Below are 12,519 nucleotides of genomic sequence, written 5' to 3' on the forward strand. Positions count from 1 at the left end.
GGGGGGGGGCCCCGGGCTCGCCCGGCGGGGGGGGGGGGGGGGGGGGGTTTGGCCTCGCCGAGGGCCTGACCGCTGCGCCCGTCCAGAATGCGCAGGCTGCCGTCGTAGCCGCCGGCGGCGAGCCGGGCGCCGTCGGGGCTGAAGCGCAGGGCGAGGGTGGGGGCGGGCCAGGGGGGCAGGGCGATGTCGCCGGTGGGGGGCTCGTCGCGGGGGTCGGGGCTGTCGCCGTTGCGCCTGGCGCCGACGCGCCACAGGTGCAGGCGCAGGTCTTCGCCGGCGCCGGCGATGCGTTTGCCGTCGGGGCTGACCGCGCGGCTTCCGCGCCGGTGGCCGCCGTCGGCGAGGGGGGCGCCCAGGGGCGAGACGGTGCGGGGGTTCCACAGGCGCAGGCTGCCGTCCAGGCCGATGGAGGCGATGCGGTCGCGCCCGTCCTGGATGAAGCGGGCGGCGGTGACGGCGTCGCGGTGGCCGGCGAGGGGTTCGCCGCGGGGGGCGCCGGTGGCGGCGTCCCACAGGCGGAGGGTGCCGTCTTCGCTGGTGGAGACGATCTCGCGGCCGTCGCGGCTGAAGGCGACGCTGCGCACGAGGCCGGTGTGGCCGGCGAGGGGCGGGGCGATGGGGCGGGCGCGGGCGAGGTCCCAGACGATGAGGGTGTTGTCCCAGCCGCCGGAGACGAGGCGGCGGCCGTCGGGGCTGAAGGCGACGCAGCGCACGGAGTCGGTGTGGCCGACGAAGGGCTTGCCGATGGGCTTGCCGCTGGCGACGTCCCACAGGCGCAGGGTGTTGTCGTTGCTGCCGGTGACGAGGCGGCGGCCGTCGGGGCTGAAGGCGACGGCGGTGACGGCGTCGCGGTGGCCGGTGAGGGGCGCCGCCGCGGGGAGGCTGGTGCCCACGTCCCACAGCATGGCGGTGCCGTCGTCGCTGCCGGAGGCGACGAGGTGGCCGTCGGGGCTGAAGGCGACGTTGCGCACGGCGTCCATGTGGCCGGTGAGGGGGAAGGCGAGGGCGGGGGCGAGGCGGTCGTCGAGCACATCCCACAGGCGCAGGGTGGTGTCGTTGCTGCCGGTGACGAGGCGCCGGCCGTCGGGGCTGAAGGCGACGCTGCGCAGGGTGCCGCCGTCGGCTTCGATGGGCGGGCCCAGGGGGGCGGCGGTGCGGGCGTTCCAGAGTTGCAGGCTGCGGTCGTCGGCGACGGTGACGAGGCGGTCGCCGGCGGGGCTGACCGCCATGGCGATGAGGGGGGTGGCGGTGCCCACCAGGCGCACCAGGTAGCGTTCGTGGCGCAGGCTGGCGAGGAGGTCGCCTTCGGCTTCGGGGTCGGGGGGGCGTTCGTTGCCGCCCAGGCGCAGGGCGGCGAGCAGCTGCAGCAGGGCGCGTTCGTCGGGTTCGGGGCGCAGCCCGGCGAGCATCGCGGAGGATTCGGCGCGCAGGCGCAGGCCGGTGGAGTTGCGCAGTTCGGCCCGGGCCCGTTCTTCGGCGCGCTGGGCGCGGATGGCTTCGGCCTGGGCTTCTTCGGCGTGCTGGCGGGCGCGGTGTTCGGACCAGATCGAGCTGGCGGTGAGGGCCACCAGGGCGAGCCCGACGCCGGTGACGGTGGCCCGCCACCATTGGCCGATGCGCACGTGGCGGGGGGCGATGCTGAGGCGTTCCACCACGTCGCGGCTGGCGATGCCGTGGGCGACGGCGTCGAGGGTTTCGTCGAGCCAGATGGTGTCGCCCACCGGCAGCCAGCCCTGGATGGCGGCGAGGACTTCCGGGTCGCCCAGGGCGCCGTCGATGCTGATGGGGATGATGGGCCGGCCGGGGTGCAGGGCGCGGAAGGTCTCGACTTCGGTCTTCACCCAGCCGGGGCGCATAAGCATGCCCTTGTTGGCGATGACCACCAGGATGCGGGCGCGGCGGAGGGCCTGGCGCAGGGTGTCGGTGAGTTCGTCGCCGGGGGCGGCTTCGTCTTCGCTGTAGAACACCGCGAAATCCCGCTCGCGCAGCTGGCGGGCGAGGTCGGAGGCGTAGGACTGGGTGCCCCGGGGCAGCTGGCCGAGGGCGAAGGAGATGAACAGGTCGTAGCCGAACAGACGGGCGGCGAAGGAGCGCCGCGTCCGCGGGGGGCGCCGCCGGGGGTGGGCGGGGGGGGCGGAGGGGAGGGGCGGGCCGGTCATGGCGTGGGCCTGGGCGGGCCGGGGTGCTGCGCGGCCCGCGGCAGGGGGCGGGGCCTCAGAGGAAGCCGCGCAGGTGCTGTTTCACATCCACATGGCGGGCGGCGAAGGCCTTGCCGACCCGCTGGATGTCGGGGATGTGGTCGATGGCGTCGAGGGTCTGCACGTCGGCGGCCTTGACGTCGGCCAGCCCCAGGGCGTTGAGGCCGGGCTGGCTCACGTCGGGGTCGTAGCGCACGTAGGCGAACTGCTTGGCCCCGGAGAAGGTGTCGCTGCCCACCAGATCGCCCACTTCCTGGTCGATGGGGCGGCCGAAGCGGCATTCGCCCAGCACCCGGCAGGCCATGTCCCAGCCGGCGGCGGCGGCGTTCATCAGGGCGCCGGGCACCGTCTTGGCGGCGTCGAGCAGCCACATGTCGTCGGGCTTGAGGCCGGGGCGCACGGCGGGGGCGCTGCCGGTGCCCACCGAGACGATGAGCATGCGGTCGGGGCCGGTCTGCCACTGGATGCGGTAGGGGGCGGCGGTGACCGTCTGGAAGGCCAGGAAAGCGGCGTTGTTGTAGGTGGTGACGCCGCCATCGACGAAGACGAAGTCGTAGGCGTCCTTGCCCTTGCCAAGGGTGACCACTTCGGGCGGGAAGTAGGTGGGGGCGGCGGTGCTGGCGCGCACGAGCTGCCACAGGGGCAGCAGCAGGTTGCAGTCGGGCCGGTCGCGCTGGTTGTACTTGGCGAAGGGGTTGTTGCTGACGGCCCAGGGGGAGTCGGTGGTGGCGTTACGCATCACCATCATGAGCACCGAGCGCAGGCCGGGGCTGCCCAGGGTGATGTCGTCGCCCAGGGCGGCGGAGAGTTCCTTCTGCAGGGTTCTGGCCAGGGGTTCCTTGTTGTAGGCGTAGTGCAGGCGCTTGAGCAGCGAGGCTTTGTCGAACATCTGCTTGCCGCCATCGACGTAGAACTTGCGGATCTTGTCGGTGCTCATGCCGGCGGCGATGCAGGCGGCGATGATGGCGCCGGTGCTGGTGCCGCACACGAAGTCGAAGTAGTCGCACAGCAGCAGCTTGGGGTTGCCGGTTTCGGTGCGCAGGTCGGCTTCGAGCCGGGCGAGGATCTCGACGCTCATCAGCCCGAGGATGCCGCCTCCGTCGCAGGAGAGGATCTTCTTGGGGCCGGGTGCGGCGATGCGCTTTTCGAGGGCGGTGGGCATGGCGGAGTCCTTTCCTGGGGTGGGGCGGTCGGGGGTTACCACATGGTGCGCGTGTCCAGCCAGGTGACCTGCCCGGTGCGGCGCTTGACCTCTTCCACGAGGTGCTGGGTGCCGCCGGGGCCGTCGCCGCCGCCGCCGTTCCACAGGCAGACGAAGCGGGTGCGCTTGATGCCGCAGGCCAGCGCGCTGTTGAGCAGCCACAGGTTGCAGCGCTCGTAGGGGTTGAGTTCGTTGCCGTGGCTGTCGCAGGGCAGGGGGCCAAGCTCGTCGGGCATCGTCCGCGGGGGCTGGCACAGGGGGTGTTCGCGCAGCTTGAGGAAGCGTTTGCGCCAGGCGTCGCCGTTGGTGGCGGGGAGCACGGATTCGGCGATGAAGTCGGGTTCGGGCAGGGGGAACAGGAACTGCACCCGCAGGCCGCGGGCGATGGCGGCTTCGGCAAACAGGATGTCGCCGCCCGAGGCACCCTGGGTGAGGGCGAGGTCGGCGGCGCTGGCGCCCAGGTCGTCCAGCGCTTGGGCGATGGCAGCGGCGGCGACGGGCTCCTTGTCGGCGGGGAAGCGGGGCTGCTTGCGGCCGGGGGCGTCGATCATGTGGCCGGAGAACAGGAAGACCTTCTCGGGCTTCCAGCTGTCGGCGGGTTTCTGGAGGCGGTCGAGGGCGCGCTCGAAGGTGGCGATGCCGGCGGCCACCCGCTCGGGGGCGAAGCCGATGGCTTGCAGCACGCGCAGCTGGCCGAGGGTGGAGTCGAGGGAGAACCAGTCTTTGTCGGCCAGGGCGATGGCGTCTTTGTAGGCGCGGGTGACGCCGGCGGTGTCGCCGCACAGCACCGCCAGATCGCCCAGGGTGGCGCGGCCCCAGTAGGTGTTGTTGTCGAGCAGTTCGCAGCCGGTGGCCCACGATACGCCGCCGGCCATGCAGTCGAGCTGGGCGTCGTAGGGCGAGGGCTGGCCGGTGAGATCCCGGTAGAGGTGGATCAGGGTGAGGGCGTTGATGCCCGAGTAGTAGTGGCCGGGGGCGGCGCGGAAGGCGGCGACGTAGGATTCGATGGCGGTGAGGAGGAGGGCGTCTTCGTAGGCGGCGTCGCTGCGCTTCTGTTCGGGGGTGCTGCCGTCCCGGTTCCAGGCGGCCACCCAGGCGTCCTTGTCGAGCCGGCCCAGCAGGGCGAGGGTTTCCACGTCGCGGGGATGGTCGGCGAGGATCTTGCGATACACCGCGCGGGCGTCGTCGTTGCGGCCGATGCGCTGCAGGCACATGCCCCGGTTGCGGGCAGCGTCGAGGTTGGTGGGGTCGAAGCGGCAGGCGGCCTCGAACTGTTCGAGCGCAAAGTTGAAGTGCCTGCCCTTGACCAGGGCTTTGCCGGCGAGCAGCCGGGCCTCGACCCGCAGGGCGGTGACGGGGGCTTCTTCGGCCAGCACCAGCACGTCTTCGGGGCGTTCGGCCTTGCGCGCCCGCTCGATCCACATCGACCAGTCGTCGTGGTGGCGCCAGAACTCCCGCGCGGCACCGGCGCGCAGGGATTTCCAGTCGGGCTCGGCGAGGTTGGGCAGCAGGGCGTACACGGGGCTGACGACGCGCTCGGGGCCGGCTTCGAGGGTCTCGCGGGTCATCTCGGCCAGCGCGGCGATGTCGGCGGCGAGGTGGTCGGGGTCGGGGGCGCCGTCCTTGAGGCGGTAGCCCAGCTTGCGGTCGGTGTAGATGTCGAAGGGCTTGGTGCCCCGCGGGCCCAGGGTGAGCACCACGCCGCGGGCGCGCAGGGCGTGGCGTACGCCCAGCTCGTACCACACGTTGGGGTTGTCGAGGGTGAGGTCCACCAGCACCAGGTCGGCCATCAGGAGTTCCTGGAACATGTCCACCCGGATGTCGCCGGCGCGCTGTTCTTCGTCGGCCCGGATCACGTCGAGCCCGACCCGTTCGAGGGCGGGGCGCAGCAGCTCGTCGTAGATGCGGTTGAAATCGATGGGCTTGCCGTCCGGGTCGGGTTTGGTGCCGAAGGGCATTGCAACGAAGGCGTGAAGTTTCATGGCGGCGCTTTCGGGTGCGAGGGGGATTATCCGGATGGCTTGTCCATCTTAGTCCCGGGGGCGACAGGCTGCCAAGCCCGGCGGCCAGGCGGTGGGACGTGCGGCCGGGCGGCGCCTTCAGGCGGGTTTGCCGGTGGCGATGCCGATGGCGGCGCAGGCTGCGACGAAGGCTTCCTGGTAGGCGTGGAGTTCGGCGACGTCGGGCGCGATCAGCGGGACGGGCGGCGTGAGGGTGAAGGTTTCGCGGGCGGTCTCGATCACGATGGCGTGGCGCTCGCGGTTATGGCGGAACATGAAGACGCCAAGGCCACCGAGCAGCGCGGCGGAGCCCAGCACCCGCCAGTCGCCCCGCTCGACGAACTCGTCCCAGCCCCACAGCAGCGTCAGTGCGCCGGCGACGAGGAGCAGCGTGCCCTTGAAGCGGCGCCCCAGGGCGGACACCGGCTCCAGCCAGACCCGGCGCACCGTGGCGGCGGGCAGGCGCTCCATGTGGAACTGGGGCTCGAGGTGCAGGCCGGCGTCTTTCAGCAGCACGTGCACGGCCTGGTTGGAGACGGCGAAGCCGAAGGGCTCGATCCGGTCGTCGAGGTTGTAGCCGACTTCCACCGTCAGGGTCTCGCCGGCTTCGAGGTGGCAGGGATAGGGGGGGTTTGAAGGGGTGGGGCACATGGAAGACCTCCGCTGCGCTGTGGTCGTCCACCCCCGTCGCCCGCGGGCCCGCGGGGAGGGTCCCGGCCGGGGGGGGGGGGGGGGGCCCCCCCCCCCCGCGGGGGGGGGGGGGGCCCCCGGGGGGGGGGGGGGGCCCGGCGGCGCTTCAGCCTTGCCCGCGGTGGGGGAAACGTCGCTGGGGCGGCAGGTGGAGGCTGGCCTCGGCCTTGCGCTGGCGCTCGTCCTTGCGGGACGGCCAGTCGCAGTTGCAGCCGCAGTCGGCCACGCGCAGCGCCCACTCGAGGGGCGTGGTGCAGGTGTCGCAGCCCGGCAGGTGGCAGCTGCCGTCGCAGGGCAGATCGCAGCCCACGTCGCACACGCCGCGCTGGGCGAGCGGCGGCAGGCGCCGCGGCGGCGCGGCGTAACGCCGGTGGGCCACTCCGCACAGGTGGGTGCGCGCCCGCAGCACCCGCACCCCGCCGATCACCCCGAAGCGCCGCACCGCCCGATACCCCAGGGCCGAACAGCTCTGTCGGCCGGTGTGGGTGCGGTAGGCGCAGCAGAAGCCCTTGCGGGGCGACAGATGGCGTTGATAGAAGCGGATCAGGGCGAGGGCGAGGCGGCGCATGGGCGAGCGTTGGCGGACGGGTCGGGGTGGCTTGCGAAGCCGCGGGCGGGATGGAGTCTATCCGCCAGAGGCTCGTTCGAGAATGTCGATCAGGCGCCTGCCCCGCGCCTTCATGGCCGGCGTGCCGGTGACGGTGAGTTCCCGGATGTGCCGGGCGATGTCGGGCAGGAGGTGGCGATGGCGCAGGCCGATGTCGACCAGGGCCTGCATGCTCATGGTCCGCACGATGCGGCTGCGATCCTGGGTGAAGGATAGCAGCCGCGCCACCACCGCATCCGCCTCGGCCGGGGTCAGGGGCAGGCGGGCCAGCAGGGGCGCCACGTGCCAGCGGACCTCGGCCTGGGTGACCAGGGCGTGGCGCTGGATGAGGGCGTCCTTCCAGGGCACCAGCAGCGCCGGCCGCGCTGCGGTCGCCTTCTCGATGACGTCGGCGCAGCGCATGCGCAGCACCGAATCGTCCCCATCGAGCCCCTCGAAGAGCACGGCGAGCAGTGCCGGCGCCCCGGCGACGCGGGCGGCGACGCGATCCGCCTCGCCGATGGAGCGACGGTCGCCGCCGGAGAGCTGTTGCAGGAGCGGGTGCATGGTGGCGTCGGGCGGTCAGGACCAGCGGGCGAGCGTCCGGGCGATGGGGCCGGGATCAATCGAAACTCGCCTCCAACACAAGATTACTGACACGCCCACATGCCTCCTGAGCCTCGCCCCGTCGGGCCGGGGCCGCAGCCCTCACGCCAGGCGCCGGCCGTATCGCCGCCGCGCCATCTCCCCCCGCGCACCCGCGCGAGCAAGCCTCGGCGGCGCACGAGGACGCCTCGGCCGGGTGCGAGAAGGCCTCGCACGTGCACGAGGACGCCTCGCACTGGCGCGAGAAGCCCTCGGCGCGGCGCGAGGACGATTCTGCAGCACGCGAGGAAGCCTCGCGCATGTACGAGGACACCTCGCACCGGCACGAGAAGACCTCGCGCGGGCGCGAGGATGATTCTGCACGATGCGAGGACAGTTCGCACCCGTGCGAGCTTGCCTCGCCGGCTTGCGAGGGACGTATCGGGGGGGAGTGGGATCGCAGAGAACTTCGCTGACCCGACGGCGGATGCACAAAAGGGGCGCCCTCGAACGGAAGTGCGCCCTTGCGCGCTTGCTGAGGCAGAGAGACGTGATCCATACCCCTGCGCGCATCCGGTGTGGCGCATGGGCGGAAGAGGGGTGGTCAGCCTCCCTCCTCGACGCCGTGCAGCGATCCGGCGCGAGGGGCGTTGGAGGCGTCTGTTCAAACGGGCGCCGGGCAGGAGAGCCTGCCCGGCAAGTCACGCGGATTCAGGGTGAATCCGGTTGATCCGGCGCGCCGGCCTCAGTAGATCTCCCGCGTCTCCAGGAACTTGATGTTGGGGAAGCGTTCCTGCGCCATCTGCAGGTTCACCCGGTTGGGGGCGAGGTAGACGTAGTCGCCGTTGCCGTCCAGCGCCATGTTGGCGGGGGATTTGTCGGCGAGGGCGCGCAGGTCGGCGTCGGTGCCGCGCAGCCAGCGGGCGGTGGCGTAGCTGCAGGATTCGAACATCACGTCCACGCCGTATTCGAACTCCAGCCGGTGGGCCACCACGTCGAACTGCAGGGTGCCCACGGCGCCCAGGATGAGTTCGTTGGTGGTGGTGGGGCGGAAGAGCTGGGTGGCGCCCTCCTGGGCGAGCTGCTCGAGGCCCTTCTGCAACTGCTTCATCTTGAGGGGGTTCTTGATCTGGGCGCGGCGGAAGTGCTCGGGCGCGAAGCTGGGGATGCCGGTGAATTGCAGGTCTTCGCCTTCGGTGAAGGTGTCGCCCAGGTGGATGGTGCCGTGGTTGGGGATGCCGATGATGTCGCCGGCCCAGGCTTCGTCGGTGGTGTTGCGGTCCTGGGCCATGAAGGTGATGGCGTTGTTGATGGCGAGGCTCTTGCCGGTGCTCACCTGCTTGAGCTTGCCGCCGCGCTCGAAGCGGCCGGCGCACACGCGGATGAAGGCGATGCGGTCGCGGTGCTTCGGGTCCATGTTGGCCTGGATCTTGAACACGAAGCCGGAGAACTTGGGCTCGATGGGCTCGACCATGCGGCTCTTGGCGGGGCGGGCCAGGGGCGCGGGGGAGAGTTCGACCACGGCGTCGAGCAGGCTCTGCACGCCGAAGTTGTTGACGGCCGAACCGAAGAACACCGGGCACTGCTTGCCTTCGAGGTAGGCCTCGCGGTTGAAGGTGTGGGAGGCACCGCGCACCAGCTCGATGTCCATGCGCAGCTCGTCGGCCTGTTCGCCGATCACTTCGTCGAGGCGCGGGTTGTCGAGGCCCTGGATGATCTCGGAGGTGCCTTTTTCGGCCTGGGGGTCGAAGAACTGGATGGTGTCGGTGTAGAGGTGGTACACGCCGCGGAAGCGCTTACCCATGCCGATGGGCCAGGTCATGGGCGCGCACTGGATGCCCAGCACGGATTCGATTTCGTCGAGCAGCTCGATGGGCTCGCGGCCTTCGCGGTCGAGCTTGTTGATGAAGGTGACGATGGGCGTGTCGCGCAGGCGGCACACGTTGAGCAGCTTGATGGTCTGGGCTTCGACGCCGTTCACCGAGTCGATCACCATGACCGCCGAATCCACCGCGGTGAGGGTGCGGTAGGTGTCTTCCGAGAAATCCTCGTGGCCCGGGGTGTCGAGCAGGTTGATGACGCAGTCGCGGTAGGGGAACTGCATCACCGACGAGGTGACCGAGATGCCGCGCTGCTTTTCCAGCTCCATCCAGTCGGAGGTGGCGTGGCGGGCGGCCTTGCGGGCGCGGATCTCGCCGGCCACCTGGATGGCGCCGCCGAACCACAGCAGCTTTTCGGTCAGGGTGGTCTTGCCCGCGTCGGGGTGGGAGATGATCGCGAAGGTGCGGCGGCGGGCGATTTGCTGGACGGCTGCGGACATGGCGGGAGACGGCGGATGCGAAAAACCCGCGATTATACAGGGCGATGTGGCTCCCGCCGGTGCGCGCGTGGGCTTAGAACTCGAGCAGCATCAGGCGCCGGCCGCCGGCGTCGTGCTTGCCGGCCATGCGAAAGCCCAGCCGGGTGAAGCGCCGGGTGCGCGCGGTGGAGACCAGCAGCCGGCCGTGGGCGTAGTTCTCCATCAGCCAGGCGATGCGGGTGTGGATGAGGGCCCGGGCGATGCCCTGGCCGCGGGCGTGCTCGGCCACCGCGGAGAGATACAGGATGTGGGTGTCGCTGGCCCAGTCGGCGGCCTTGATGCCGCCCACGCCTACCAGCTCGCCCTGCCTGCGGGCCACGAAGAAGCGGCGATAGAAGGGCATCGCCGCCGGGGCGAGCTGTTCGACGAGGCGCTCGCGGCCGTAGCGGGTGGGGTCGGCGAAGGCGGCGAGGATCACGTCGGCTGCGGTTTCGCGGTCGTCGTCGTGCATCGGGCCGATGAGCAGGTCGTCCTTGATGGTGGGCCTCCTGGTGGGCCGGTGGCGGGACGTGCATTGAAACCCGCGCGTGTTTCAGCGATGTTGCGGCGAGGATGCGATAATGATGAGGTCATTCAACTCGCGAGGAAGCAGACGCATGAAGTTTTCGGTCCTGTCGTGGAACATCGAGCATTTCAAGGGGGGCGCGGCGCGCCTGAAGAAGGTGGCAAGCCATATCCGGAAGCAGAAGCCGGATGTGTTCGCGTTGCTGGAGATCGAGAACGTGGACGTGCGGGCCCTGATGGAGGAGGCCTTCCCGGGCTACGACTTTGCCCTCACCGACGGGCCGGAGGTGCAGGAGATTCTGGTGGGCTGGCGGCGTTCGGCCTTCCAGCAGGCGGTGTTCTCCCAGAAGCGGGAGTTCGACGTGGGCAACGACCGGCTGCGGCCCGGGGCGCTCCTGAGCGTGCGCCACGCGGATGTCTGGTACAACCTGCTGTTCCTGCACACCGACAGCGGCACCGACGCGCCGGCCTTCGGCAACCGGGCGGAGATGTTCGGCAAGACCTGGAAGCTCAAGTCGGCGCTGGATCGCAACCTGGGCGGCGACGGTGCGTCGCGGCTGCTGGTGATGGGCGACCTGAACACCATGGGGCTGATGTTCCCCAAGCCGGCCAAGAAGTTCCTGCGGGTGGATGCGCCCACCGAGATCGCCGCGCTGGCCGAGGCTGCGCTGGAGGCGGGGATGCAGCTGCTCACCAAGGATCGGCCGGTGACCTGGAAGGGGTCGGCGGGCGAGTCGAACCTGGATCACGCCATCGCGTCGGCGTCCCTCAGCTTCAGCCGCTTCGGCCCCGAGGCGGATGCGCCGCAGGTGAAGGTGAAGGGCTGGCCCGACCTGTCCGGTGCCACCCAGGCGAGCTTTCTCGCCGACGTGTCGGACCACGCCTCCCTGTATCTCGAGATCGTGTAGGGCGCGGGCCTAGAACGGCCGGGCGAGGCGGCGGGATTCCTGCGGGTCGCGGAAGACGAGCGGTCGCACCTCGCCGGGCCGCTCCGCTTCGGCCAGCGCGGCGGCGACGAGGCGATGATCGGGCGACTTGGGGCACACCGGGTCGGTGGCGTCCGGGTTGCCGGTGAGCATGAAGGCCTGGCAGCGGCAGCCGCCGTGGTCCTTGTCCTTGTCGTCGCAGGTCTGGCAGGTCTCGGGCAGCCAGGCGTTGCCCCGGTAGCGGTTGAAGAGCGGGGAATCGCGCCAGATCCACTCGATGCTGTGCTGGCGCACGTCGGGGAACTCCAGCCCCGGCAGCATGCGCGCGGTGTGGCAGGGCAGGGCGAGGCCGTCCGGGGTGACGGCGAGGAACACCTCGCCCCAGCCGTTCATGCACTTCTTGGGTTTCTTCGACTGGTAATCCGGCGTGACGAACAGGATGCGCATGGCCTTGCCGAGCTTCTGGCGCCAGCGCTCGGTGACGCGTTCGGCTTCGGCCAGCTGGGCCTCGGTGGGCATCAGCGCGGCGCGGTTGAGGAAGGCCCAGCCGTGATATTGGGTGTTGGCCAGCTCCAGGAACTCGGCGCCGATCCCGGCGGCCATCTCGACGATGCGGTCGAGGTGGTCGATGTTGCCCCGGTGGAGCACGCAGTTGATGACCGTGGGGTAGCCGGCGGCCTTGGTGAGGGCGGCCACCTTGCGCTTGAGGTCGAAGGTGCGGGTGTTGGTGATGAGGTCGTTGGCCTCGCGGGTGGCGTCCTGAAACGAGAGCTGGATGTGGTCGAGCCCGGCGTCCTTGAGCGCGGCGAGGCGTGCTTCGTTGAGGCCCACGCCGGAGGTGATGAGGTTGGTGTAGAAGCCGAGCTTGCGCGCCTCCGCCACCAGAATCTCGATGTCGTCCCGCAAGAGCGGCTCGCCGCCGGAGATGCCGAACTGGGCCGCGCCCATCGCCCGGGCCTGGCGGATCACCGACAGCCAGTCGTCGGTGGATAGCTCGGGCCCGGCCTGGGCGAAATCCACCGGGTTGTAGCAGAAGCTGCAGTGCAGCGGGCAGCGGTAGGTGACTTCGGCCAGCAGCCACAGCGGCCCGGGGCGGGGCGGGACGAGCAGGGTTTCCATCACGCGGGGTTCCAGACGATCCAGTTCTGGGCTTCGGCCATCTGCAGGAAGGCCTCCACGTCGGGGCCCAGGCCGGTGGCGTTGAAGGCGGCCTCCAGGTCGGCCACGATGGCGGCTACGTCGCGGCTGCCGTCGCAGCGCTTGAGAATCTCGCCGGCGCTCTGGTTGAGCTTGACCATGCCTTCGGGGTAGAGCAGCACGTGGGCCTGCTGGGCCGGCTCCCACTGGAAGCGGTAGAGGCGCTGGAGGACGGGACGGGCGGTGGGGTTCATGGTCTCTCGCGTCGGTCGGGTTGGCGCAGCGTAACCCGACGGTTCACTGACGGGTTTGGCGCAGGCCATGTCGGGTTAC

11 protein-coding genes are annotated in these 12,519 nt (G+C 70.8%); 1 reads left to right on the forward strand and 10 read right to left on the reverse strand.

The annotated features are described in order from the left end of the window. From ACE3N6_RS14665 to ACE3N6_RS14700, 8 genes are all read right to left on the reverse strand, one after another. Window positions 1-2,159, reverse strand: a 2,159-nt coding sequence (locus ACE3N6_RS14665) for a TIR domain-containing protein (protein WP_374246520.1), incomplete at its 3' end; no start/stop codon positions are given. Window positions 2,160-2,214: 55 nt separating this feature from the next. After that, complete coding sequence (locus ACE3N6_RS14670; protein ID WP_374246521.1) at window positions 2,215-3,360, reverse strand: patatin-like phospholipase family protein; 1,146 nt, start codon at window positions 3,358-3,360, stop codon at window positions 2,215-2,217. A 35-nt stretch (window positions 3,361-3,395) separates the two neighbouring features. Further along, on the reverse strand, window positions 3,396-5,381 hold the full coding sequence (locus tag ACE3N6_RS14675) for a TRAFs-binding domain-containing protein (RefSeq protein ID WP_374246522.1): 1,986 nt from the start codon (window positions 5,379-5,381) through the stop codon (window positions 3,396-3,398). 117 nt (window positions 5,382-5,498) lie between these two features. Further along, window positions 5,499-6,050 carry a hypothetical protein gene (locus ACE3N6_RS14680; protein WP_374246523.1) on the reverse strand — a complete coding sequence of 184 codons (552 nt, stop codon included), beginning with the start codon at window positions 6,048-6,050 and terminating at the stop codon, window positions 5,499-5,501. 145 nt (window positions 6,051-6,195) lie between these two features. Then, window positions 6,196-6,657, reverse strand: a complete 462-nt coding sequence (yidD, locus tag ACE3N6_RS14685) for a membrane protein insertion efficiency factor YidD (protein ID WP_374246524.1) — start codon at window positions 6,655-6,657, stop codon at window positions 6,196-6,198. 57 nt (window positions 6,658-6,714) lie between these two features. Further along, window positions 6,715-7,242, reverse strand: a complete 528-nt coding sequence (locus ACE3N6_RS14690; RefSeq protein ID WP_374246525.1) for a hypothetical protein — start codon at window positions 7,240-7,242, stop codon at window positions 6,715-6,717. A 763-nt stretch (window positions 7,243-8,005) separates the two neighbouring features. Next, window positions 8,006-9,580, reverse strand: coding sequence for a peptide chain release factor 3 (locus ACE3N6_RS14695; RefSeq protein WP_374246526.1), 1,575 nt, complete (start codon window positions 9,578-9,580; stop codon window positions 8,006-8,008). 73 nt (window positions 9,581-9,653) lie between these two features. Next, window positions 9,654-10,070, reverse strand: a complete 417-nt coding sequence (locus tag ACE3N6_RS14700) for a GNAT family N-acetyltransferase (protein WP_374246527.1) — start codon at window positions 10,068-10,070, stop codon at window positions 9,654-9,656. 145 nt (window positions 10,071-10,215) lie between these two features. On the opposite strand from ACE3N6_RS14700, the gene ACE3N6_RS14705 reads away from it, so the two are divergent. Further along, window positions 10,216-11,031 (forward strand): endonuclease/exonuclease/phosphatase family protein, encoded by an 816-nt coding sequence (locus ACE3N6_RS14705; RefSeq protein WP_374246528.1) that lies wholly within the window; start codon window positions 10,216-10,218, stop codon window positions 11,029-11,031. A gap of 9 nt (window positions 11,032-11,040) precedes the next feature. On the opposite strand, the gene pqqE is transcribed toward ACE3N6_RS14705, so the two are convergent. Together pqqE and pqqD are read right to left on the reverse strand one after the other, a co-directional pair. Then, window positions 11,041-12,168 (reverse strand): pyrroloquinoline quinone biosynthesis protein PqqE, encoded by a 1,128-nt coding sequence (gene pqqE, locus ACE3N6_RS14710; RefSeq protein WP_374246529.1) that lies wholly within the window; start codon window positions 12,166-12,168, stop codon window positions 11,041-11,043. Then, entirely contained in the window at window positions 12,168-12,440 is a 273-nt protein-coding gene (gene pqqD, locus ACE3N6_RS14715) for a pyrroloquinoline quinone biosynthesis peptide chaperone PqqD (RefSeq protein ID WP_374246530.1), read from the reverse strand. The genes pqqE and pqqD overlap by 1 nt, the downstream gene beginning before the upstream one ends. Window positions 12,441-12,519: the final 79 nt, after the last annotated feature.

Origin of the sequence: Zoogloea sp. (assembly GCF_041904905.1) — a bacterium.
GTDB lineage: Bacteria > Pseudomonadota > Gammaproteobacteria > Burkholderiales > Rhodocyclaceae > Zoogloea.

Bases quoted from the DNA above. Each gene is read 5' to 3' on its own strand.
- ACE3N6_RS14670 (WP_374246521.1), bottom strand. From the start codon at position 3,360: ATGCCCACCGCCCTCGAAAAGCGCATCGCCGCACCCGGCCCCAAGAAG.
- ACE3N6_RS14675 (WP_374246522.1), bottom strand. From the start codon at position 5,381: ATGAAACTTCACGCCTTCGTTGCAATGCCCTTCGGCACCAAACCCGAC.
- ACE3N6_RS14680 (WP_374246523.1), bottom strand. From the start codon at position 6,050: ATGTGCCCCACCCCTTCAAACCCCCCCTATCCCTGCCACCTCGAAGCC.
- yidD (WP_374246524.1), bottom strand. From the start codon at position 6,657: ATGCGCCGCCTCGCCCTCGCCCTGATCCGCTTCTATCAACGCCATCTG.
- ACE3N6_RS14690 (WP_374246525.1), bottom strand. From the start codon at position 7,242: ATGCACCCGCTCCTGCAACAGCTCTCCGGCGGCGACCGTCGCTCCATC.
- ACE3N6_RS14695 (WP_374246526.1), bottom strand. From the start codon at position 9,580: ATGTCCGCAGCCGTCCAGCAAATCGCCCGCCGCCGCACCTTCGCGATC.
- ACE3N6_RS14700 (WP_374246527.1), bottom strand. From the start codon at position 10,070: ATGCACGACGACGACCGCGAAACCGCAGCCGACGTGATCCTCGCCGCC.
- ACE3N6_RS14705 (WP_374246528.1), top strand. From the start codon at position 10,216: ATGAAGTTTTCGGTCCTGTCGTGGAACATCGAGCATTTCAAGGGGGGC.
- pqqE (WP_374246529.1), bottom strand. From the start codon at position 12,168: ATGGAAACCCTGCTCGTCCCGCCCCGCCCCGGGCCGCTGTGGCTGCTG.
- pqqD (WP_374246530.1), bottom strand. From the start codon at position 12,440: ATGAACCCCACCGCCCGTCCCGTCCTCCAGCGCCTCTACCGCTTCCAG.